This window comes from Streptomyces ficellus (genome assembly GCF_030406405.1).
Lineage (GTDB): Bacteria > Actinomycetota > Actinomycetes > Streptomycetales > Streptomycetaceae > Streptomyces > Streptomyces ficellus_B.
Genome location: NZ_JAUEPL010000025.1, coordinates 62,429 through 83,854, shown reverse-complemented (window position 1 = coordinate 83,854; position 21,426 = coordinate 62,429). Strand labels below are relative to the sequence as shown.

The following is a 21,426-nucleotide window of genomic DNA, read 5'->3' as shown; positions in this document are numbered from 1 at the left end:
GCCGTCAGGGCGCGGGCGGCGGCTCCTCGATGCCCGCCCTGGCCCTGGCCTCTGCCTTCGCCAGCTCCGACCTGCGGTAGGAGTAGCCGAAGTAGATCACCAGCCCGAGCAGGAACCACACGGCGAACCGGGCCCACGTCTGCCACTGCAGGAACGTGATCAGCCAGATGGAGAAGACGACACCGATCGCCGGTACGAACGGCATCCCGGGCGTACGGAACGTACGCGGCAGATCCGGCCGCTTGTAGCGCAGCACGATCACCGCGACGCACACCACCACGAACGCCAGCAGGATGCCGATGTTGGTCAGCTCGGCCGCCTCGCCGATCGGCAGGAAACCGGCGATCAGCGCCGACGCCACGCCGACGATCCAGGTCACCCGGACCGGCACGTGCCGCGTCGGGTGCGTCTTGGCGAACCAGTGCGGCAGCAGCCCGTCCCGCGACATGGAGAACCACACCCGGGTGACACCCAGCATGAAGGTGAACATGACGGTGAGGATGCCGATGATGGCGCCCACCGCGATGACGTCCGCGAGCGCGCCGAGCCCCACCGACTTGAACGCCGTGGAGAAGCCGCTCTCCGGGTCCACCTCCGTGTAGTGCTGCATCCCCGTCAGCACCAGGCAGGCGAGCACGTACAGCACCATGGAGATGGCGAGCGAGTACAGGATCGCCTTCGGCATGTGCCGCTGCGCGTCCTTGGACTCCTCCGCCGCCGTCGACATCGCGTCGTACCCGAAGACCGCGAAGAACACGGTCGCCGCCCCGGTGAAGGCGCCGCCCACCCCGTACGGGAAGAACGGGCTGTAGTTGGCCGAGTCGATGTGGAAGAAGCCCACGGCGATCACCAGCAGCACCACCAGCACCTTCAGCACCACGACCACCGTCTCGAAGCGGGCCGCGTTCTTGATGCCGAGCGTGAGCAGGTACGCGATGAGCAGGCAGAGCAGCGCCGCGAACAGGTCCACCTGGTGGCCCTCGCCCGTGCCCGGCGCGCCCAGCATCCAGGCGGGCAGCTGCGCGCCCGTCTCACCGAGCAGGAAGTTGAAGTACCCCGAGATGCCGATCGCGACGACCGCCACGATCGCGGTGTACTCCAGCAGCAGGTCCCAGCCGATGAACCAGCCGGCGAGCTCGCCGAGGACCGCGTAGCCGTAGGTGTACGCCGACCCCGCCTTCGGGATCAGCCCGGCGAACTCTGCGTAGCTGAACGCGGCCGCCGCGCTCGCCACCCCCGCGATCAGGAACGACACCAGCACGGCCGGGCCCGCCGTCCCGTTGGCGACCGCGCCGGCGAGGGTGAAGATGCCCGCGCCGATGATGCCGCCGACGCCGATCGCGGTGAGCTGCCACAGGCCCAGCGTCCGGGTGAGCCGTTCCTCCGCCCCGCCCTCTTCGATCTGCTCGATGGGTTTGCGGCGCAGGATTCCCTGCCCCGCGCGGATTCGGGCCATGAGCGTCACCTCTTCGCATGCGGCATCGGCTGACGGCGGATCATGATGCCGCCGCCGGGCACGTGGCGGAAGACGACACACATCGCGCATCGCCGCCGGCCGCCCGCTGGTCCCATCGGGTGCAATCGGACGCCCGAACGGTGTGGGTCAGGGGCCCGGGGCATCCGCCATGCGAGTCATTAGTCATGAAAAAGGACCAGATGCCTACGGGGCGGCGGATGGTGCTCCGCATCGCCGCCGCACTCGGGGCCACCACGACCTTCGGGCTCTTCACCCTGGACCGGACCGGCCCGCCGCCCCGGCCCGCCGCCCCCGCACCGCCCGGCGCGGCTGGACCGCATGTGGTGCCGCAGGCGGGCCCGCGCCTGGCACCCTCCACCTACCGGCTCCAGCCGATGACGGCGTACGCCCCCGCGCGTCACCGGCGCGCCATGCCCCCCGTACGCCAACGGCCCTTCCTGCGCGTCTCCGGCGTCGGCCGGACGATGGTCCTCTCCTTCGACGACGGACCCGATCCCCGCTACACGCCCGCCATCCTCCGCACCCTCCGCAAGCACGGCGTACGCGCCATGTTCTTCGTCTGCGGCGGGATGGCGGCCGAGAACCCCGACCTGCTGCGGGAGATGGCCGACGACGGGCATGTGGTGGGCAACCACTCCTGGTCGCACCCGCTGATCCCCCGGCTGAGGCCCTCCCGCATCCGCGACGAACTGGGCAGCACCAGCGACGTGATCGAGCGGACCCTCGGCGCTCCGCCGCTGTGGTACCGGGCTCCGTACGGCGCCTGGAACCGCCACTCGTTCGAGATCGGCGCCGAGCTGGGCATGGAGCCGCTCGCCTGGACGGTGGACACACTGGACTGGAAGGAGCCCGGCGCGGACGTGATCGTACGCCGGGTACTGGACGGGGCCGCGCCCGGAGTCGTCGTCCTCTCCCACGACGCGGGCGGCGACCGCTCCCAGAGCGTGGCCGCCCTCCGCGCCTACCTGCCCGAACTGCTGGACGCGGGCTACCACCTCACCGTCCCCCGCCGATGACGCCACGCGAAGGCCCCCGCCCGGCGAGCACGCACCAGCCCGGGCGGGGGCCTTCCGTGCGCGCCGGCCCCGTCCGGTACGCGGCCTTGTGAGCCGGACCGCTCAGCGGGTCTCCACCATGCGCGCGAAGACCACCACGTTGCCGTCGTAGCCGTTGGCCTTCGAGTAGCCGCCGCCGCATGTGATCACGCGCAGCTCCGCGTGGCCCGTGTCGCCGTAGACGCGCACCCCGGGGAAGTCCTCCTTGGAGAAGACCTCGATGCCGTACACCTGGAACACCGCCACCCGCCCGTCGTAGCGCGTCACCTCCACGTGCCGGCCGGGCTTGAGCGAGCCGAGACCGTAGAAGACGGCCGGGCCGGCCTCGTTGTCGACATGGCCGACGATCACCGACGTACCGCGCTGGCCGGGGGAGATGCCGTTCTGGTACCAGCCGGCCATGTTGGGGTCCTGGGCCGGCGGCGCGTCGATCCAGCCTTCCTGGTCCAGGCCGACGTCCATGATCGGGGCGTCCACGCCGATGGACTCGATCCGGATCCGGGAGGCGGGCGCGTACGCCAGCGGCTGGAGGGCGGCCGGCGGGGTCGGGGCCAGGGCGGCGCGGCGGCTCTCCGACACGGCGGCGGAGGCCGGCTGGGGCGGGCCGGGATGGGTGTCGACGCCGTTCCGCATCATCGCGAGACCAGTGAGCATGACAAGAGCCAGTGCGCCCCACGGTGAGCGTCTCCTCTGCTCCAAGCCACTGTGGTCCAGGCCCATGGTTCTCCCTTCGCGGCGTACTACGCACGCTAAGTGCGCCGTGCCGGACGGGCGATCAGGAGAGCGCGAACGGGTGGCGGGTGCCAGGGGGGATGACCCATCCGAGTCATCGTCGGGGGGATCCCCCGACCGAGCCCCTGACGGTCCGTGACCTGCGCATCCGTCAGATGCACGACCGGGAGACCGGCGTGTCGGCTCACCGGGGTGGACGAGCGCCGAAATGCGGTAATAGGACTGGCTTGTGAAGGTTCGTCGTGGAAGGCGTACTCGTCGAATCTCCCGGAGCGCCGCTTCGGGGCGTCTTCCACTGGAGGTTCAACGATGCGTGCTTCACGCGCTCTCGCGGTGGCCGCCACCGCGGGCGCGGCCATCGGGCTCTGCGCCCCCTTGGCCGCGGCCAACAACGGTCCTACCAACGTCACGGTCTCCCCCACCCGGGTCCACCAGGGCGGCCAGCTCGCGATCAGCGTCATGGGGTGCGGCCACGGCGGCAAGGTCTCGTCCAACGCCTTCCCCAAGACGGCTCTCACCATCAACCCCTCGGGCCACGCGGCCGCCACGCCCCGGATCTACGACCACGCCACGCCGGGGCAGTACAACCTGGCGGTGAAGTGCAACGACCACCACATGGTCGTCACCCGCACCTTCACGGTCGTACGCGGCCACGGCGCCCGGGGTGGTCTCGGCGGCTCGATGGCTCCGAGCTCCACCGAGATGGCCATCGGCGCGGCCCTGGTCGGCACGGCGGCCATCGGCGGCGGGCTGTTCATCAGCCGCCGTCGCCGTTTGAGCGGCGGAAAGGTCTGACCGGCCGAACCTCCCGGTCGGCCGAATACGCCCGTCGCCCCGAGTCCGGGTGAGGACTCGGGGCGACGGGCTGTCGCCGGGGAGCGGCCTGCCAATCGGTGGCTCAGTGGCTCAGTGGATCAGTGACGGCGGCTCGGTGGCTGAGGGGCTCAGTGGCGGCGGCTTTCGGCGCGGCGGCGCAGCGCGTAGATGATCCCGGTGGCCGCCGCCACGACCAGGCCCGTACCGGCGGCGAGTTCGCCGGCGTTCCAGCCGCCGATGCTGCCGCCCATGCCACCGCGTACGCCCTGGGTGGGCGCGGGGGTCACCGTCCTGGTGGCGGTCACGGTCGGGACGGCCGTGGAGCTGGTCGTCGGGGTGCCGGCGACCCGGGCGATGGTGAGGTCGACGGTGCCCGGCGTGCCCCCGGCGCAGGTGAAGGACACCGTGTAGACCGCGCCCCGCTTGGCGTCCCAGTCGACGGTGGCCGTGGCCGAGCGGCCGGCCGGGATGGTAACCGTGTCGAAGACGCCCGAGGACGCCATCGCGGTGCCCGAGCAGCCGGGGGCCGTGAGCACCACCCGGCCGCCCGGCTGGACGGTCGAGGGGCTGATGGCGAAGTCGCCGGGGGCGAACTTGCCGGAAGCCACCGCCGGGGCGGGGGCGGTCAGGGCGAGAGCGGCCGCTCCGAGGAGAGCGGCGGAGGCGGCACCTATCGCGCGCATCGTCAATCCTCCGGGTCCCGAGGAGCAGCTGCGGAACGGATTTCCACAAAGCGGTGACATGCACCTCGATGCCCGAAACGCTAGGAGCGCCTTACCACAGCCGCGATCCCAGGCGGGCGAATGGGGCACTGATGTCCCCCGTACGGCCCATAAGGCGCCGTAGGAGGCCCGTCCAGGAGCCAGTCCAGGAGGTCAGTCCCGCAGGTCAGTTCCGCAGGTGGGGAAAGGCGTTCAGGAAGGCCTCGGGGTCCGCCGACACCCCGCGCCCGAACGGTGCGTCGAAAGCCCAGATCAGGAACAGAAGGAAGGCGATCAGCGCACTGAAGAGACCGGCGAGCAGCAGCTCGCGCGGCGTACGGCGGATCTGGAGCGTGAAGATGATCCCGACGGTGACCAGCGCGCCGGTGATCAGCCCGAACCACACCACACCCGGCATCGTCGCACCCGCGCTCTCCCCCCGTGCGCTGCGCGCGTCGTCGACGACCGCCACTTGGTCCACCAGTGGCTGGTACGCCTCGCCCTCGTGCTCGTCGGCCGGCCGGTAGTCGGTAACGTCGCGGCGCACCCGCTCCAGGAGCTCGGTGCCCTTGTCGGTCAGCTCGCCCCGGTCGGCCATGTGCTGCCACTCGGTGCCGACGACATGGGAGACGTACGCGTCCACATCGGCGCGGACGCGCTCGCGCACCGCGGCCGGCCAGACCTCCACCCTGGCCGACACCTCGTGCAGGGCCTGCGCCTCCTGACGCACGCTCTCCTGGGCGGCGCTGCGGCCCTCCCAGACGCCGGCGATCGCGAGGCCCAGCACGATCGCGTACACCACGCCGATCATCATGGTCATGTACTCCATGACGTCCGGCGTCTCGGACGGGTCGTCGTCGTCAGGCAGGCGGCGGTTGTTGATGACGACGATGGTCAGGACCACCGCACAGGCGGCGGCCATCGCGAGGGACAGGACGAGCCATTCCGACAAGGTGTTCTCCAGCGGTTGTCACGAGCGGGAGGAGCGTGAGCGCAGCGCGGCGGCGGCGAGCACCGCGGGGGCCATGACCAGGAGCATCACGGTGACCGTGGAAGGCCCTCCGGCCGGTTCGGCGCGTTGCGCGCGCCGGTAGGCGGGCAGCGGGACCCGGGACGGCGAGGGCGGTGCCGGGCGTGGTGACGCGGACGGTGGTGGCGCCGGGGCGGGCGTGGGTGCGGGCGCCGCTTCCCGTACGGGCGGCGGGGCCGGTGCGGGCGGCGGCGGAGGCGGCGGCGGAGGTTCCGGCTCGGCCCGCCCGGGCGGTGGCGGCGGAGGCGGCGGCTCCTGCGGCGGAGGGGGTGCAGGTGGTGGCGGGGGCGGCGGTGGAGCCGGCTCCGGAGGTGGGGGAGCGGGCGGTGGCGTCGGGACCGGGGGCGGGGGCGGGGGCGGCTCGGGTGAGCAATCGCCGCTGCCCGCCACCGCGACCGCGGAGACCCCGCCGCCCGGGCCGACATGGGCCGAGGCGCAGCTGTCCGCCGCCGCGGGCAGCGCGGTGGCCAGCAACCAGCCCAGAGCGGCGGCCGCCACGAGCCGCGACACGAAAGTTCCGTACACGCCGACAGCATGATGGCGCCCCTGCCGCGGCCCGCCCGGAACCGGGGCGATTCCCCTGATGGAGGGGTTCTCGGGCGGCCCGTGTTTGCCGCCCCCGCGAGAAATATTCCGGCGCGTTGAACGCGCGGCGCCCTTCCGCCCGTACCTAGGGCCATGAACGGCGCACCTGGGCGCCGCCAACCTACCTCCGGATAATGGGAGTTGACATGAAGACCTGGCGGAACGCCTCGCTCGCGGTGTCCGCGGCGGCCGTGCTGGCGCTGACGACGGCGTGCGGTCAGGACAACGGTGACCAAGCCCCCGCCGGATCGGTGGGCGCCGCCGCACCGGCCGGCGCGCCCGCGGAGAACGGCAGCGGCTACGGCTCCGGTTACGGCTCCGGCGCCAACTCGCAGGCGGCCGCCGCCAAACCGGCGGGCCAGCTCGCCGTGTGGGACAGCAAGGAATTCGGCAAGGTGGTCACCGACAGCGAGGGCTTCACGCTCTACCGCTTCGACAAGGACACGGCGAATCCGCCCAAGTCGAACTGTGAGGGCGAGTGCGCGACGGCGTGGCCCGTGGTGACCGCCGAGGGTGCCAAGCCCCCGGCCGGTGTCGACGCCTCGCTCATGGGTGTGCTCACCCGCGCGGACGGCACCAAGCAACTGACCATCGACGGCTGGCCGATGTACCGGTACGCCAAGGACACCAAGCCCGGCGACGCCAACGGCCAGGGCGTGGGCGGCACCTGGTACGCGGCCGCGCCCGACGGCAAGAAGGCGGCGCCGACCAACGGCGGCGACGAGGGGGCGGGCGAGGAGGAGAGCGCCGCGGACGACGGGGCGGCCACCGAGAACGAGGGTGCCGGCGCCTCGGCCGACGCGGCGGGCCTGTCCGTACGCAAGGACCCCAAGCTCGGTGACATCGTCGTGGACAAGAACGGAATGACGGTCTACCGCTTCCAGAAGGACTCGGCGTGGCCCATGAAGACCGCCTGCACCGGCGAATGCCTGGAGAAGTGGCCGGTCGTCGCCCCGGTCGACAAGAACGACACCGAAGGCATCTCGACGAAGGGCTACGTCACCTTCAGCCGCCCCGACGGCCTCAAGCAGCAGACCATCGACTGCTGGCCCCTCTACACCTTCGCCGGGGACAAGAAGCCCGGTGACACCAACGGCCAGGGCGTGGGCGGCACCTGGTACGCCGTCTCGCCCGAAGGCAAGCTCGTCGGAGCGTCCAAGTAGCGGCAGCGCCCCCGATCGGGGCGGTCCCCAAGCCGGCCGTAGCGCTTCAGCTCACGTCCCCACGCGCGCTGCGGCCACCGGGGAGTCCGGCCCAGCCGGCCCGGACACCCCACCGGCCCGCCGCCTCACGCCCCCCGCGTGAGCGGCGGGCCGGGCGCACGTGCCACTGGCGTGTGACGAAGACGTGTGACCAAGAACGGATCGATAATTTCCGTTTCCCCTCGCCCTCCCGGCGGGCGATCAGTAGCCTCGGCTCGAACACTGGCCATGAACATGGCCGCATACCGTGGCGACTTGTGGGAGACATCGATGGAGCGTCCCGCCTGGGCCCCGCCGGGCATCGACATTTCGGTGCCGAGCGTGTCCCGCATTTACGACTACTACCTGGGCGGTTCGCACAACTTCGAGGTCGACCGGGAAGCGGCCCGCAAGGCCATGGAGTTCATGCCGGGCCTTCCCAAGGTCATGCAGGCCAACCGGGCGTTCATGCGCCGCGCCGTACGGTACGCCGTGGAGCAGGGCATCACCCAGTTCCTCGACATCGGTTCAGGGATTCCCACCTTCGGCAACGTCCACGAGGTCGCCCAGAGCGCCGAGCCCGGCGCCCGCGTCCTGTACGTCGACCACGACCCGGTCGCCGTCGCGCACAGCCAGGCCGTCCTGGAGGGCAACGAGGACGCCGGGATCGTCGCCGCCGACCTGCGCAAGCCCCAGGACATCCTGACCAGCCCCGAGGCGGCCCGGCTCCTGGACCTCGACCGGCCGGTCGCCCTGCTGCTCGTCGCCGTCCTGCACTTCCTGGAGGACGCCGACGAGCCCGAGCGGGCCGTCGCCGAACTGCGCGACGCCCTCGCCCCCGGCAGCCTCCTGATCCTCACGCACGCCTCGTACGAAGGCATCCCGCTGCCCCAGGAACAGGCGGGCGGAGCCGTCGGCGTGTACCGCACCATCCGCAACCCGCTGGTGATGCGCACGCGGCAGGAGGTCACGCGGTTCTTCGAGGGGTTCGAGCTGGTCGAACCGGGCCTCGTGGCCATGCCCCTGTGGCGGCCCGACGCGCCCACCGAGCAGGAGGATCCATACGCCTTCGCGGGCTTCGCAGGGGTGGGGCGCAAGGCGTGAGCGTGCCGGCACGGGAGTCGGGTTCCGCCGCGGACCCGGACGACCCGGAGGACAGACTCAGACGGTTCGCGACCATCTGGAGCCGCGCCATCTTCCCCGTCACGGCGACGTCCATGACGCGCTCGGAGTTCGAGCGGCATCTGCTGCCGTGGGCCCGTGAGCTCAGCGACGCCCTGCACGGCCGGCCGTTCGACCCGGCACCCGCGCAGCGGGTCGGCGCCGCACTCGTGGCCGCGCACTGCACCGACCCGGACGCGCTCAGCCGCACCCTCGGCGTCGTCGAGTCGTACCTGGTGCTCTACTGCGGCCGCGTGGACCAGGACACCGCCGAGGACCTGCGGGCCCGCTGCGCCCGGTTGCAGCACGCGCTCGCCGCCGGCTTCGCCCAGGCGCTGCGCGAGCGCACCCTCGCCGAGCAGGAGGCCATCGCCCGCTCCGCCCTCGCCGCGCGCAGCTTCGCCGAACAGGCGCTGCACGCCACCGAGGCCCGCTTCCGGGCGGTCTTCGACGGCGCGGCCATCGGCATCGGCATCGCCGACCTCGACGGCAACGTCCTGGAGGTCAACGAGACCCTCACCCGCATGTTCGGCGGCCTGGAACACCATGTACGCGGCCGCAACGTCACGGAGTGGGTGCACCCGGAGGACGCGCCGCACGTGTGGAAGCTGTACGGCGAGCTGATACGCGGTGAGCGCGACCACTTCCGGGTGGAAAAGCCCTTCTACCGGGCCGACGGCACCATCCTGTGGACCAACCTGACGGTCTCCCTGCTGCGGGACGCCGAAGGGCTGCCGCAGTACACGCTGGCCCTGATGGAGGACACCACCGAACGCCGGCTCCTCAACCTGCGGCTGCGCTACGAGGCGACCCACGACGCGCTGACCGGGCTGCCCAACCGGACGCTGTTCTTCGAACGGCTGGACAAGGCCCTGGCCGCGGGCGACGGCGCCCGGTTCGGGCTGTGCTACCTCGACCTCGACGGCTTCAAGGCGATCAACGACAGCCTCGGCCACTCCGCCGGTGACCGCCTGCTCGTCGAGGTCGCCGACCGGTTGCAGGGCTGCGCGACCAGACCGGGCGAGATGGTCGCCCGGCTCGGCGGCGACGAGTTCGTCGCGCTGACCACCGGGCCCGACTCCGAGCGGGAGGCCGAGGAACTCGCCCACCGCATCCTCACCGCCCTGTCCACCCCGATCCGCCTGGACGGGCGCGAGCTGACCGTACGCGGCAGCGTCGGCATCGTGGAGGGGCCCGCGGGTGAACGCGGCTCCGCGGAGGTGCTGCGCAGCGCCGACATCACCATGTACCGGGCCAAGTCGGCCGGCGGCAACCGTTTCGAGCGGGCCGACCCGGAGGCCGACGCCCGCGCCATCACCCGGCACGGCCTGACCACCGCGCTGCCCGCGGCCCTGGACCGGGGCGAGTTCTTCATCGAGTACCAGCCGCTGGTCCACCTCGGCGACGGCAGCGTGCACGGCGCGGAGGCCCTGGTGCGCTGGTGCCACCCGCAGCACGGGGTGCTCGGCCCCGACCGGTTCATCCCGCTCGCCGAGCACACCGGGCTCATCGTGCCGCTCGGCCGCTGGGTGCTCCAGGAAGCGGTGCGCCAGGCGAGGTTCTGGCAGCGGCGCCACTCCGACGGCGGGCCGCTGCGCATCAACGTCAACCTGTCACCGACCCAGCTGCACCACCCGAACCTGGTCGCCGACACCGTCGACGTACTGGAGCGCTCAGGGCTCGAACCGGCCGCGCTGTGCCTGGAGGTCACCGAGTCCGCGCTGATCGGCGCCGACGAGGACCTGCTCAAGCCGCTGCGGCAGCTGGCCGAGATGGGCGTGGACATAGCCCTGGACGACTTCGGCACCGGCTACTCGAACCTCGCCAACCTGCGCCGGCTGCCGGTCAGCATCCTCAAACTCGACCGCTCCTTCACCCAGGGCATGCAGCAGCACCCCGCCGACCCCGTGGACCTCAAGATCGTCGAAGGGATCGTCTCACTGGCGCACAGCCTGGAACTGGCGGTGACGGTGGAGGGCGTCGAGACGGGCGCGCAGGCCGAGCAGCTGCGCGAACTGGGCTGCGACACGGCCCAGGGCTGGTACTACGCCCGCCCGGGCGCCCCCGACCGCATCCACGCCCTGCTCCTGGCGGACGCGGTCTGACCCGCCCCGGCCGGTTGTGGACATGCGTTCCGCTCAGGGCGCCCAGGACGACGCCCAGGGGAAGGAAGGCGTGGGCACAACCGGAGCCGGGCCTTCACCTCACGGCTTCGCCCGGTGCGCCAGCAGCAGCCGCTGGAGCTCCCGCGCGGCCCTCGGCGGCGCTACATCGCTGCGGTGCGCGAGCGCGATGGTCCGCCGCAGCCCCGGCCGCGCCAATGCCGTCACCCGCAGGTCCCGCCCCGCCCGCGCGGCCACCATGCGGGGCACCACGGCCAGCCCCAGCCCCGCCCGTACGAAACCCAGCACCGCGTCCATCTCGCCGCCCTCCACCGTGAACGACGGCTCGAACCCCTCCGCGCGGCACGCCGCGACCGTCAGCTCCCGCAGGTCGTAGCCGTGCCGGAACATCACCAGCGGTTGCCCCTCCAGGTCGGCGATGCGCACCGGGCGGCGGGGCGCGGGGGCCGCCGCCGAGGACACCACCACCAGGTCCTCCTGGAGCAGCTCCACGGTCGTCAGCGCCGGTGAGGGCGTCGGCAGCGGCAGCACCACCAGTGCGAGGTCCAGCGCGCCGCGCGCCAGCTCCCGTACGAGATCGTGGGAGCCGCTCTCCTCGATCAGCAACTGGATCCCCGGATGCAGATCATGGAACGCGCGCAGCACATCGGGCAGCAGCCCCGTGCACAGGCTGGGCGTCGCTCCCAGCCGCACCCGCCCGCGCCGCAGCTGGGCCAGCTCCTGCACCTCGTGGCGCGCGGTGTCGGCGTCGGCGAGGATCCGGCGGGCCAGCGGCAGCAGCGCCTCGCCCGCGTCCGTGAGCGCGATGTTGCCGCGCGCCCGGCTGAAGAGCTCGGCGCCCAGTTCCTTCTCCAGCGCCCTGATCTGCTGCGACAGCGACGGCTGGGAGACATGGACGCGCTCGGCGGCATGGGTGAAGTGGCGGGTCTCGGCGACCGCCACGAAGTACACGAGCTGCTGGAACTGCATACCGCCCAGCATAGGCGCCACCTATGGAGATCAGCCGGACCATGTCTTGGACCTCTGAGGGTTCCCCCGCCTACCGTCTGGTGCCATGGCTCTGGCAACGCGGACGGATCGACAACCGTCGCTCATGCGCACGTTCTGGGGATCGACACTCGGCAAGAAGACGGTCATGGCCGTCAGCGGCCTGATCATGATCGGCTACCTGGTCGCCCATGTGATGGGCAACCTGAAGGTCTTCTTCGGCCCCGGAGAGTTCAACGCGTACGGCCACTGGCTGCGGACCATGGGCGAGCCCGTCCTGCACGACGAGTGGGGCCTGTGGATCGCCCGGGTCGTGCTGCTCACCGCCGTCATCGCCCACGGGATCTGCGCGTACCAGCTCAGCCGGCGCGACATCAGGGCCCGCCCCACCGCGTACGTCCACAAGCGGCGCCGCGCGAGCTACGCGACCCGCACCATGCGCTGGGGCGGCGTGATCGTCGCGCTGTTCATCGTCTGGCACATCCTCGACCTGACGACGCTCACCGTGAACCCGAACGCGCAGCCGGGCCACCCGTACGAGAACGTCGTGGCGACCTTCTCCACCTGGTACGGCAACGTCATCTACATCGTCGCCATGCTCGCCGTCGGGCTGCACATCCGGCACGGCTTCTGGTCCGCCGCCCAGACCCTCGGCGCGGGCAACGCCAGGCGCGACCGCGCGCTCAAGACCGTCGCGGGCGGCCTCGCGCTCGTGCTGACCGCGGGCTTCATCTCCGTACCCGTCGCCGTCATGACCGGAGTGGTGAGCTGACATGAGCTACCTCGACTACAAGACCGGCTCGCCGATCACGGACGGCAAAGCCCCCACCGGCCCCATCGCCGAGCGCTGGGACAAGCGCCGCTTCGAGGCGAAGCTGGTCAACCCCGCCAACCGCCGCAAGCACACGATCATCGTCGTCGGCACCGGCCTCGCGGGCGGCTCCGCCGGAGCGACCCTCGCCGAACAGGGCTACCACGTCGTCCAGTTCTGCTACCAGGACTCGCCCCGCCGCGCCCACTCCATCGCCGCGCAAGGAGGCATCAACGCCGCCAAGAACTACCGCAACGACGGCGACTCCATCCACCGCCTGTTCTACGACACGGTCAAGGGCGGCGACTTCCGCGCCCGCGAGTCCAACGTCCACCGGCTCGCCCAGGTATCGGTGGAGATCATCGACCAGTGCGTCGCCCAGGGCGTGCCCTTCGCCCGCGAGTACGGCGGCCTCCTCGACACCCGCTCCTTCGGCGGCGTCCAGGTCTCCCGCACCTTCTACGCGCGCGGCCAGACGGGCCAGCAGCTGCTGCTCGGCGCGTACCAGGCGCTGTCCCGGCAGATCGCGGCGGGCAACGTGGAGATGCACCCGCGCACCGAGATGCTCGACCTGATCGTGATCGACGGCCGGGCGCGCGGCATCGTCGCCCGCGACCTGATCACCGGCGAGATCACCACGCACGTCGCGGACGCGGTGGTCCTGGCCTCCGGTGGTTACGGCAACGTCTTCTACCTGTCGACGAACGCCATGAACTCCAACGCCACCGCCATCTGGCGGGCGCACCGGCGCGGCGCGTACTTCGCCAACCCCTGCTTCACCCAGATCCACCCCACCTGTATCCCGCGCACCGGCGACCACCAGTCCAAGCTGACCCTGATGAGCGAGTCGCTGCGCAACGACGGCCGCATCTGGGTGCCCAAGGCGCGCGGCGACCGGCGGCCGCCGAACGAGATCCCCGAGGACGAGCGCGACTACTACCTGGAGCGGATCTACCCGTCCTTCGGCAACCTCGTGCCCCGCGACATCGCCTCCCGCGCCGCCAAGAACGTCTGCGACGAGGGCCGTGGTGTCGGCCCCGGCGGCCAGGGCGTGTACCTGGACTTCGCCGACGCCATCCGCCGCATGGGCCGGGCCGAGGTCGAGGAGAAGTACGGCAACCTCTTCGACATGTACGAGCGGATCACCGCGGAGAACCCGTACGAGGTGCCGATGCGGATCTACCCCGCCGTGCACTACACGATGGGCGGCCTGTGGGTCGACTACGACCTCCAGACCACCGTCCCCGGCCTGTTCGCCATCGGCGAGGCCAACTTCTCCGACCACGGCGCCAACCGGCTGGGCGCCTCCGCGCTCATGCAGGGCCTGGCCGACGGCTACTTCGTCCTGCCGTCCACCATCAACGACTACCTCGCCCGCAACCCGCTGACGGAGAAGGTCACGGCGGACCATCCGGTCGTACGGGAGGTGGTCGCCGAGACCGAGGACCGGCTGAACCTGCTCCTCGCGGTCGACGGCGACCGCACCCCCGACTCCTTCCACCGCGAACTGGGCGAGCTGATGTGGGAGTTCTGCGGCATGGCCCGCTCCGACGAGGGCCTGCGCAAGGCGCTGGACCGCATCCCGCAGATCCGCGAGGAGTTCTGGCGCCGGATCAAGGTCCCGGGCACCGGCGAGGAGCTCAACCAGTCGCTGGAGAAGGCCAACCGCGTCGTCGACTACCTGGAGCTGGCCGAGCTGATGTGCCTGGACGCCCTGCACCGCTCCGAGTCCTGCGGCGGCCACTTCCGCGAGGAATCCCAGACCCCGGAGGGCGAGGCCGCCCGCAGGGACGAGGAGTTCGCGTACGCCGCCGCCTGGGAGTTCAGTGGTACCGGCGACGCCCCCGTCCTGCACAAGGAACACCTCGTCTTCGAGTACGTCCACCCCACCCAGCGGAGCTACGCATGAGGCTCACCCTGCGCGTCTGGCGCCAGAAGAACGCCGGCGCCCCCGGCGCCATGGCCACCTACGAGGTGGACGGCATCTCCCCGGACATGTCCTTCCTGGAGATGCTCGACACCCTCAACGAGGAGCTCATCCTCCGGGGCGAGGACCCCGTCGCCTTCGACCACGACTGCCGTGAGGGAATCTGCGGAGCCTGCTCCCTGGTCATCAACGGCGACGCCCACGGGCCCGAGCGCACCACCAGCTGCCAGCTTCACATGCGCTCGTTCCGGGACGGCGACACCATCGACATCGAACCGTGGCGGGCCGCCGCCTTCCCGGTGGTCAAGGACCTGGTGGTGGACCGGTCCGCGTTCGACCGGATCATCCAGGCCGGCGGCTACATCAGCGCCCCCACCGGCTCCGCGCCGGAGGCGCACGCGACGCCCGTGCCCAAGGCGGACGCCGACTTCGCCTTCGAGCACGCCGAGTGCATCGGCTGCGGCGCCTGCGTGGCGGCGTGCCCCAACGGCTCGGCGATGCTCTTCACCTCGGCGAAGGTCAACCACCTCAACGTCCTGCCGCAGGGCGCGCCGGAGCGTGAGACCCGCGTCCTGGACATGGTCAGGGTCATGGACGAGGAGGGCTTCGGCGGCTGCACGCTGACCGGCGAGTGCGCCACGGCCTGCCCCAAGGGCATCCCGCTGCCGTCGATCGCCGCGATGAACAAGGAGTGGCTGCGGGCCACCCGGAAGGCGCGACGCTGAGCCGTGATTCCCGTGCGGGGGTGGCCATTTCCGGACAGTTTCCAGACGTGACCGCGGCCACGCCCGGCGCCCCGGAGAGGAATATTCCGTACGAGGCCGCCACGCTCCCCGTAAGAATTCCGTTCCGGGGCCCGCTCGGACGCGAGAACAGCAAGATCCACCCCGTTCAACTCTGCACTACGTATACGGACATGTCCGTATCGTGACCTCCCCATCCCCCAGGGATTTCCGCTGGTCAGGGGCGCCCGCGTAGGTATGGGCATGCCGGGGCGCATGACCGACCCCCGGCGTACCCGACCACCGCACTTCCTGGGGGATTTCCCATGTCCAGAATCACCCGCCGCCAGGCGCTGGGTGTCACCGCCGGCGCGGCTCTCGGCCTCACCGCAGCCGGCCGGGCCACCGCCGCGCCCGAGCCCGCCGCAGGCTCCTCCGCCCACCCCACCGGCCCGGCGCCTTTCGAGGAGATATTCATGGGCCGCCGCATCAAGGGCGGCCCTTCCCGCGGCGGCGGCCACCACGGGGGCCACCACGGCGGCTACTCCATACGCATCGACGGTGGGGAACTGCACGTGATGCGGAACGCGGACGGCACCTGGATCAGCGTGATCACGCACTACGAGCCGGTCGCCACGCCCCTCGCGGTGGCCCGCGCCGCCGTCCGCGAGCTCCAGGGCGCTCCGCTCGTTCCGCTCACCTCGTCCTGACCCGATCCGGGAGCCGCGTCATCATGACCGTACGCAAGAACCAGGCACAGCTGACCGCCACCGAGAAGAAGCGTTTCATCGACGCCCTGCTCGAACTCAAGCGCAGCGGCCGGTACGACACCTTCGTCTCGACGCACAACGACTTCATCATGGCCGACACCGACAGCGGCGACCGCGTCGGCCACCGCTCACCGTCGTTCCTGCCCTGGCACCGCAGATTCCTGCTCCAGTTCGAACAGGCGCTCCAGGCCATCGATCCGTCCGTCACCCTGCCGTACTGGGACTGGACGGTGGACCGCACGCCCCGCGCCTCTCTCTGGGCGCCCGACTTCCTGGGCGGTTCGGGCCGCAGCCGTGACGGCCGGGTCATGGACGGACCGTTCGCCGCGTCCGGCGGCCGCTGGGCCGTCACCGTCCGCGTCGACGGCCGGGACTATCTGCGCCGCGCCCTCGGCGCGAACGGCCGGCAGTTGCCCACGCGAGCCGAGGTGGACTCCGTCCTCGCCATCGAGACGTACGACATGGCGCCCTGGAACAGCGCCTCCGACGGCTTCCGCAACCATCTGGAGGGCTGGCGCGGCGCCAACCTGCACAACCGCGTCCATGTGTGGGTCGGCGGCCACATGGCGGCCGGCGCGTCCCCGAACGACCCGGTGTTCTGGCTGCACCACGCGTTCATCGACAAGCTCTGGGCCGACTGGCAGGCCCGCCACCCCCGCTCCGGCTACCTGCCGGCCGCCGGGACCCCGAACGTCGTGGATCTGACCGACACCATGCGCCCGTGGAACGACGTCACCCCGGCCGACATGCTGGATCACACCCGTCACTACACCTACGACACGGCGGCCTGACGGCCCGCGGCGGGCCCGGTGTCAGCGCGGCGCCAGGCCCGCGAGGCGGGCGAGCCTCCGGTGGGAGTCCAGCAGCGCCGCGCGATCGTACGTGCTCGTCGTCACCAGGATCTCATCGGCGCCCGTCTCCTTCACCGCCTCCTCCAACGCGTCCCGCACCTGCTCCTCGGTGCCGTGGATGTGGCCGCGCAGAGCCGACTCGTACCACTCCCGCTGCTTGGCCGTCATCGTCAGCCCCTCGATCCGCTCCGGCGGCGCGAGCGGCGGGAAGACGCCCTGTGTGCGCGAGTACGCCAGCGACCACGCCTCCGGCATCAGCAGCCGCGCGGCCTCCTCCTCGGTCCCGGCGACCACGACGGTGCCGGCCACGACGACGTACGGCTCATCGGACCAGGCGGACGGGCGGAAGTCCGCGCGGTAGCGCTCGACCGCGGCCACCACCTTCGACCGGCCCTTCAGGTCCCCTATCACCAGCGGCAGCCCCGCCGCGGCGGCGATCGCCGCGCCCTCGCCGGTGGCCAGGACGTACGGAGGCACCCGCAGCCCCTCGGCGGGGCGGGCGTGCACCTGCGGGTGCGCCGTCTGCGTACCCCTGAACCAGCCCAGCAGCTCCTGAAGCCGCCCCGCGAAGTCGTCGGCGTCCTTCTTGTCGCGGCCCAGCGCCCGCCGTATCCCGTCCGTGAAGCCCACCGAACGGCCCAGGCCCATGTCGATCCGCCCCGGGAACAGGGACTCCAGCACCCCGAACTGCTCGGCCACCACCAGAGGCTGATGGTTCGGCAGCATCACCCCGCCCGTGCCGACCCGGATGGTGCGCGTCGCGGCGGCGACGGCGGCGGCCAGCACGGTCGGCGCCGAGCCCGCGACGCCCGGCACGCTGTGGTGCTCCGAGACCCAGAAGCGGTGGTAGCCGAGCGCCTCCAGCTCCCGGGCGAGGGCCGCGGTGTCCCGCAAGGCCTCCGGGCCGCCATGCCCCTCGCGGGTGCGGGAGCGGTCCAGTACCGACAGAGGCGTCGAGGCGATCAGTGAGCTCACGTCCCGTTTCAACGTCTGCGCCGCGCCAGGATTCCCTACGCTGGGTGCCGTGACGCGAAACAGCAGGCCACTGGCCGTATTCGACCTGGACAACACCCTGTCCGACGCCCGGCACCGGCAGCGTTTCCTGGAGCGCACGCCGCGCGACTGGGACGCCTTCTTCGCCGCCGCGCCGAAGGACCCGCCGCTCGCGCGGGGTGTGGAGCTGTGCCTGGAGGCGGCGGGGGAGTGCGAGGTCGTGTACCTCACGGGCCGCCCCGAACGGTGCCGCGAGGACACGGTCGCGTGGCTGGCCCAGCACGGCCTGCCCGAGGGCCCGGTCCACATGCGCCGCGACCAGGACCGGCGCCCGGCCCGGGTCACCAAGCTGGAGATCCTGCGCCGGCTCTCCGCCACCCGCGAGATCCGCATGCTCGTGGACGACGACGAGCTGGTGTGCGACGCCGCCGAACGGGCGGGGTTCCGGGTGGTACGGGCCCGCTGGGCGGAGAGCTCCGAGGCGCTGGTGGAGGCCCAGGAGAAGGAGGGCCGGACCTGATCAGCCGGCCTCGGCGCCGTCCTCCAGACGGAACCCGACCTTCAGCCCGACCTGGTAGTGGGCGATGCGGCCGTTCTCGATGTGGCCCCTGATCTGCGTCACCTCGAACCAGTCCAGGTTGCGCAGCGTCTCCGAGGCGCGCGCGATGCCGTTGCGCATCGCCTCGTCCACGCCTTCGTGCGAGGTCCCGACGATTTCGGTGACGCGGTACGTGTGGTGCGACATGGGGATCTCCTCGTTCGCCCGGTCGTCATCGCCCGGTGGTGCGTCCTTCCACCGTGCCCCAGCGCGCCGGGGTCCGCGAGGCGTCGCCCGCGGGCCCGCCCAGGGGTCCCCGGGTCACGGGTGCACGGTCGCCTCACCGGTCACCCGGATGCCGACCGCGTCGCCCGGGCGCACCCCGACCGGGCCGGCCGCGCGCACGGCCACGGGCGCCTCCAGGCCCGCCACCTCGACGGTCACCATGGCGTCGTGGCCGTGGAATCGGACGTCGAGGACCGTGCCCCGGGCGGCGGCCGGCCCGGCGGTCCCCGCCTCGGTGAGGCACAGCTGCTCCGGGCGCAGCAGGACCGTGCCGTCCGCCGGCGTGGCGGGCCGCTCCGCGAGCGCGAGCGGGACCGGGCCGAGGGCCGTGGTGGCCGTGCCGCCCTCGACGGTGCCGGGCACCAGCACGGCGTCACCGACGAACCCCGCGACCCACGGGTCGGCCGGGCGGCGGTACACCTCCTCGGGGGTGCCGCACTGGGCCACCCGCCCGTCCCGTACGACCGCGACGAGGTCCGCCGTGGACAGTGCCTCCTGCTGGTCGTGGGTCACGAGCACCGCCGTGGCCCCCGTGGCGCGCAGGGCGGCCCGGACATCGGCGCGCACCCCCGTCCGCAGGGCGCTGTCCAGCGCGTTGAACGGCTCGTCCAGCAGCACGAGCTGCGGCTCGGGGGCGAGCGCGCGCGCCAGGGCGACCCGCTGCTGCTGCCCGCCGGACAGCTCGTGCGGCATCCGGTCGCCGTACCCGGCGAGGCCGACGAGCTCCAGCATGTCCTCCGTACGGCGGCGCCGCACCGCCCGGTCGAGGCCGGTCAGCCCGAACGCGACGTTCCGGGCGACGCTCAGGTGCGGGAAGAGCGCCCCTTCCTGCGGCACGATGCCGATCCGGCGCCGCTCCGGCGGCACCTGGGCACCCGGCCCGCTCAGCACCCGGCCGCCCACCGACACGGTGCCCGCGTCGGCGCGCAGGAACCCGGCGACGACGCGCAGCAGGGTGGTCTTGCCGCATCCCGAGGGGCCCAGCACGGCGGCGAGGGCGCCACCCGGCACGGTGAGGTCGAGGCCGCGCAGCACGGCGCCCCCGGGCCCGTACCCCTTGACCAGTCCCTCGATCCGGAGCTGACTCATGGGCGCTGCCTTCCGAGGAGGTACGAGGGGACGGCGGCGAGCAGGATGAGGGCCGCCGCGTAGGGCGCCGCCGCGGCGAACGACCCGGCGCCGGTCTCCGTCCACAGCCGGGTGGCGAGGGTGTCCATGCCGGTGGGGCGCAGCAGCAGGGTCGCGGGGAGTTCCTTCATGCAGACCACGAACGTCAGGGCGGCCCCGGCGGCGACCCCGGGCGCGGCGAGCGGCACGGTGACCTCCCGCAGCACGCCCAGGGGCGAGCGCCCCAGGGACCGGGCGACGTCCTCCAGCACGGGCGGCGCCTGGAGAACGGCGGCGCGGGTGGCGGCCACCGCGACCGGCAGGAACAGCACGGCGTACGCGCAGACCAGCAGGGGGAGTTCCTGGTACAGCGGCTCGGCGTAGCGGACGGCGAAGAACACCAGGGACAGCCCCACGGTGATGCCCGGCACCGCGTGCCCCGCGTACGCCGCCTGCTCCAGCAGGTGTGCGACACGGCCGCGGTGACGTGCGGCGATCACCCCGACGGGCAGCGCGAGCAGGGTCGTGAGCGTCGCCCCGGCGGCGGCCACGCCGAGCGTGGTGGACGCGGTGTCGGCCAGCGTGGCCGGGTCCCAGGTGGCCGAGCTGCCCACGGCCAGCCAGTAGCCGAGCGTGCCCAGCGGGAACGCCACGGAGGCGGCCACGACCGCCCCGCACCACACGAGCGCCCCCTGCCGCAGCGGCCCGCGCAGCCGTACCGCGACGGCGGGGCGCGCCGTACCCGTCCCCGTCCTGGCGTGGCCCGCCCGGCCCCGGGTGCGGGCCTCGGCCGCCACCAGAGCGATCGTCATCAGCACCAGTACGGCGCTCAGCGCGGCGGCCGGCGTCCGGTCGAAGCTCGCCCGGTAGGACGTGAAGACGGCGCGCGTGAACGTGTCGTACCGCATCAGCGACACGGCACCGAAGTCGGAGAGCACGTACAGCGCGACGAGCAGCCCGCCTCCCGCCGCCGCCGGGCGCAGCTGGGGCAGCGTGACCCGCAGGAAGGTACGCACGGGCCCGTGCCCCAGCGAGCGCGCCACCTCTTCCTGCGCCGGGTCGGTGCCGCGCAGCGCGGCGGCGACCGGCAGGTACACGTACGGGAAGCTCACCAGCGTCAGTGCCAGCGCCGACCCCGTGAACCCGGCGAGCGCGGGCGCGGCGGACAGCCACGCGAACGCGGCGACGTAACTCGGCACCGCCAGCGGCAGCGTCACCAGCACCGACCAGGCGCGGGCGCCGGGCAGCGCCGTGCGCACGGTCAGCCAGGCCAGCGACACGCCGAGCACCAGGCACGCCGCGACGACGGCCGCGGCGAGCCCGAGGCTGCGCAGGAGCAGCAGGCCGGTCCGCTCGTCGGCGACGACGTCCCACGCGAAGGCGAAGCCGCGCTCCAGCGCCCGGACGGCCAGGTACACCAGCGGCAGCACGGCGAGCGCCGCGCCCGCCACGGCGGGGACCGTGAGGATCCACGAGGGCCCGCCTCCGGGACGCCGGCGCCCGGCGGGCGCCGGGGCGCCCGCCGGGCGGGAAGCGCGACGCGGCCGGGCGGAGGAATCCGCTCCGGTCACTCG

Annotated in this window: 20 protein-coding genes; 11 read left to right on the top strand and 9 right to left on the bottom strand. The window is 72.4% G+C overall.

Annotation, left to right across the window (positions count from 1 at the left end):
* Nucleotides 1–4 precede the first annotated feature (4 nt).
* Nucleotides 5–1,456 (bottom strand): amino acid permease, encoded by a 1,452-nt coding sequence (locus tag QWM81_RS17800; RefSeq protein ID WP_290113024.1) that lies wholly within the window; start codon nt 1,454–1,456, stop codon nt 5–7.
* Between the two features lie 185 nt (nt 1,457–1,641).
* Here QWM81_RS17800 and QWM81_RS17795 point away from each other — a divergent pair, with 185 nt between their 5' ends.
* On the top strand, nt 1,642–2,493 hold the full coding sequence (locus QWM81_RS17795; RefSeq protein ID WP_435372387.1) for a polysaccharide deacetylase family protein: 852 nt from the start codon (nt 1,642–1,644) through the stop codon (nt 2,491–2,493).
* A gap of 102 nt (nt 2,494–2,595) precedes the next feature.
* On the opposite strand, the gene QWM81_RS17790 is transcribed toward QWM81_RS17795, so the two are convergent.
* On the bottom strand, nt 2,596–3,252 hold the full coding sequence (locus QWM81_RS17790; RefSeq protein WP_290113022.1) for a class F sortase: 657 nt from the start codon (nt 3,250–3,252) through the stop codon (nt 2,596–2,598).
* A 321-nt stretch (nt 3,253–3,573) separates the two neighbouring features.
* On the opposite strand from QWM81_RS17790, the gene QWM81_RS17785 reads away from it, so the two are divergent.
* Nucleotides 3,574–4,059: a hypothetical protein gene (locus QWM81_RS17785; protein WP_290113021.1), complete on the top strand. Its 486-nt coding sequence runs from the start codon at nt 3,574–3,576 to the stop codon at nt 4,057–4,059.
* Between the two features lie 149 nt (nt 4,060–4,208).
* Here QWM81_RS17785 and QWM81_RS17780 read toward each other — a convergent pair whose 3' ends face one another.
* Together QWM81_RS17780 and QWM81_RS17775 are read right to left on the bottom strand one after the other, a co-directional pair.
* Nucleotides 4,209–4,763 carry a hypothetical protein gene (locus QWM81_RS17780; protein WP_290113020.1) on the bottom strand — a complete coding sequence of 185 codons (555 nt, stop codon included), beginning with the start codon at nt 4,761–4,763 and terminating at the stop codon, nt 4,209–4,211.
* 205 nt (nt 4,764–4,968) lie between these two features.
* Nucleotides 4,969–5,733: a bestrophin-like domain gene (locus QWM81_RS17775; protein ID WP_290113018.1), complete on the bottom strand. Its 765-nt coding sequence runs from the start codon at nt 5,731–5,733 to the stop codon at nt 4,969–4,971.
* Nucleotides 5,734–6,542: 809 nt separating this feature from the next.
* On the opposite strand from QWM81_RS17775, the gene QWM81_RS17770 reads away from it, so the two are divergent.
* The 3 genes from QWM81_RS17770 to QWM81_RS17760 all read left to right on the top strand — a co-directional run bounded on the left by QWM81_RS17770 (nt 6,543) and on the right by QWM81_RS17760 (nt 10,843).
* Nucleotides 6,543–7,559 carry an SCO0930 family lipoprotein gene (locus QWM81_RS17770; protein WP_290113016.1) on the top strand — a complete coding sequence of 339 codons (1,017 nt, stop codon included), beginning with the start codon at nt 6,543–6,545 and terminating at the stop codon, nt 7,557–7,559.
* 309 nt (nt 7,560–7,868) lie between these two features.
* The gene (locus tag QWM81_RS17765; RefSeq protein ID WP_290113015.1) at nt 7,869–8,681 is read left to right on the top strand and encodes an SAM-dependent methyltransferase; all 813 of its coding nucleotides are present in this window, start codon (nt 7,869–7,871) and stop codon (nt 8,679–8,681) included.
* Nucleotides 8,678–10,843, top strand: coding sequence for a putative bifunctional diguanylate cyclase/phosphodiesterase (locus QWM81_RS17760; protein ID WP_290113014.1), 2,166 nt, complete (start codon nt 8,678–8,680; stop codon nt 10,841–10,843). Before QWM81_RS17765 ends, QWM81_RS17760 begins: the two co-directional genes overlap by 4 nt.
* A 99-nt stretch (nt 10,844–10,942) precedes the next feature.
* Here QWM81_RS17760 and QWM81_RS17755 read toward each other — a convergent pair whose 3' ends face one another.
* Nucleotides 10,943–11,830, bottom strand: coding sequence for a LysR family transcriptional regulator (locus QWM81_RS17755; protein WP_290113013.1), 888 nt, complete (start codon nt 11,828–11,830; stop codon nt 10,943–10,945).
* An 85-nt stretch (nt 11,831–11,915) separates the two neighbouring features.
* Between QWM81_RS17755 and QWM81_RS17750 the strand changes: the two genes are divergently transcribed.
* The 5 genes from QWM81_RS17750 (at nt 11,916) to melC2 (ending at nt 16,869) form a co-directional block, all read left to right on the top strand.
* Nucleotides 11,916–12,620: a succinate dehydrogenase cytochrome b subunit gene (locus QWM81_RS17750; RefSeq protein WP_290113012.1), complete on the top strand. Its 705-nt coding sequence runs from the start codon at nt 11,916–11,918 to the stop codon at nt 12,618–12,620.
* 1 nt (nt 12,621) lies between these two features.
* Nucleotides 12,622–14,568: a fumarate reductase/succinate dehydrogenase flavoprotein subunit gene (locus QWM81_RS17745; RefSeq protein WP_290113011.1), complete on the top strand. Its 1,947-nt coding sequence runs from the start codon at nt 12,622–12,624 to the stop codon at nt 14,566–14,568.
* Nucleotides 14,565–15,311, top strand: coding sequence for a succinate dehydrogenase/fumarate reductase iron-sulfur subunit (locus QWM81_RS17740; protein WP_290113010.1), 747 nt, complete (start codon nt 14,565–14,567; stop codon nt 15,309–15,311). Before QWM81_RS17745 ends, QWM81_RS17740 begins: the two co-directional genes overlap by 4 nt.
* Nucleotides 15,312–15,634: 323 nt before the next feature.
* A complete protein-coding gene (gene melC1, locus QWM81_RS17735; protein WP_290113009.1) occupies nt 15,635–16,018 on the top strand; it encodes an apotyrosinase chaperone MelC1 in 384 nt (127 codons plus the stop codon).
* A gap of 23 nt (nt 16,019–16,041) precedes the next feature.
* Complete coding sequence (melC2, locus tag QWM81_RS17730) at nt 16,042–16,869, top strand: tyrosinase MelC2 (protein WP_290113008.1); 828 nt, start codon at nt 16,042–16,044, stop codon at nt 16,867–16,869.
* A gap of 21 nt (nt 16,870–16,890) precedes the next feature.
* Here melC2 and QWM81_RS17725 read toward each other — a convergent pair whose 3' ends face one another.
* On the bottom strand, nt 16,891–17,895 hold the full coding sequence (locus QWM81_RS17725) for an MsnO8 family LLM class oxidoreductase (protein WP_290113033.1): 1,005 nt from the start codon (nt 17,893–17,895) through the stop codon (nt 16,891–16,893).
* A gap of 58 nt (nt 17,896–17,953) precedes the next feature.
* Here QWM81_RS17725 and QWM81_RS17720 point away from each other — a divergent pair, with 58 nt between their 5' ends.
* A complete protein-coding gene (locus tag QWM81_RS17720) occupies nt 17,954–18,442 on the top strand; it encodes a phosphatase domain-containing protein (RefSeq protein ID WP_290113007.1) in 489 nt (162 codons plus the stop codon).
* On the opposite strand, the gene QWM81_RS17715 is transcribed toward QWM81_RS17720, so the two are convergent.
* From QWM81_RS17715 to QWM81_RS17705, 3 genes are all read right to left on the bottom strand, one after another.
* A complete protein-coding gene (locus QWM81_RS17715; RefSeq protein ID WP_290113006.1) occupies nt 18,443–18,667 on the bottom strand; it encodes a dodecin in 225 nt (74 codons plus the stop codon).
* 114 nt (nt 18,668–18,781) lie between these two features.
* Nucleotides 18,782–19,834 (bottom strand): ABC transporter ATP-binding protein, encoded by a 1,053-nt coding sequence (locus tag QWM81_RS17710; protein WP_290113005.1) that lies wholly within the window; start codon nt 19,832–19,834, stop codon nt 18,782–18,784.
* Nucleotides 19,831–21,423 carry an ABC transporter permease gene (locus QWM81_RS17705; RefSeq protein ID WP_435372386.1) on the bottom strand — a complete coding sequence of 531 codons (1,593 nt, stop codon included), beginning with the start codon at nt 21,421–21,423 and terminating at the stop codon, nt 19,831–19,833. The genes QWM81_RS17710 and QWM81_RS17705 overlap by 4 nt, the downstream gene beginning before the upstream one ends.
* Between the last annotated feature and the right edge of the window lie 3 nt (nt 21,424–21,426).

Coding starts and splice junctions, on each gene's coding strand:
- QWM81_RS17710 (WP_290113005.1), bottom strand. CDS start 19,834: ATGAGTCAGCTCCGGATCGAGGGACTGGTCAAGGGGTACGGGCCCGGG.
- QWM81_RS17780 (WP_290113020.1), bottom strand. CDS start 4,763: ATGCGCGCGATAGGTGCCGCCTCCGCCGCTCTCCTCGGAGCGGCCGCT.
- QWM81_RS17740 (WP_290113010.1), top strand. CDS start 14,565: ATGAGGCTCACCCTGCGCGTCTGGCGCCAGAAGAACGCCGGCGCCCCC.
- QWM81_RS17745 (WP_290113011.1), top strand. CDS start 12,622: ATGAGCTACCTCGACTACAAGACCGGCTCGCCGATCACGGACGGCAAA.
- QWM81_RS17770 (WP_290113016.1), top strand. CDS start 6,543: ATGAAGACCTGGCGGAACGCCTCGCTCGCGGTGTCCGCGGCGGCCGTG.
- QWM81_RS17785 (WP_290113021.1), top strand. CDS start 3,574: ATGCGTGCTTCACGCGCTCTCGCGGTGGCCGCCACCGCGGGCGCGGCC.
- QWM81_RS17765 (WP_290113015.1), top strand. CDS start 7,869: ATGGAGCGTCCCGCCTGGGCCCCGCCGGGCATCGACATTTCGGTGCCG.
- QWM81_RS17755 (WP_290113013.1), bottom strand. CDS start 11,830: ATGCAGTTCCAGCAGCTCGTGTACTTCGTGGCGGTCGCCGAGACCCGC.
- QWM81_RS17800 (WP_290113024.1), bottom strand. CDS start 1,456: ATGGCCCGAATCCGCGCGGGGCAGGGAATCCTGCGCCGCAAACCCATC.
- QWM81_RS17795 (WP_435372387.1), top strand. CDS start 1,642: ATGAAAAAGGACCAGATGCCTACGGGGCGGCGGATGGTGCTCCGCATC.
- melC1 (WP_290113009.1), top strand. CDS start 15,635: ATGTCCAGAATCACCCGCCGCCAGGCGCTGGGTGTCACCGCCGGCGCG.
- melC2 (WP_290113008.1), top strand. CDS start 16,042: ATGACCGTACGCAAGAACCAGGCACAGCTGACCGCCACCGAGAAGAAG.
- QWM81_RS17750 (WP_290113012.1), top strand. CDS start 11,916: ATGGCTCTGGCAACGCGGACGGATCGACAACCGTCGCTCATGCGCACG.
- QWM81_RS17715 (WP_290113006.1), bottom strand. CDS start 18,667: ATGTCGCACCACACGTACCGCGTCACCGAAATCGTCGGGACCTCGCAC.
- QWM81_RS17790 (WP_290113022.1), bottom strand. CDS start 3,252: ATGGGCCTGGACCACAGTGGCTTGGAGCAGAGGAGACGCTCACCGTGG.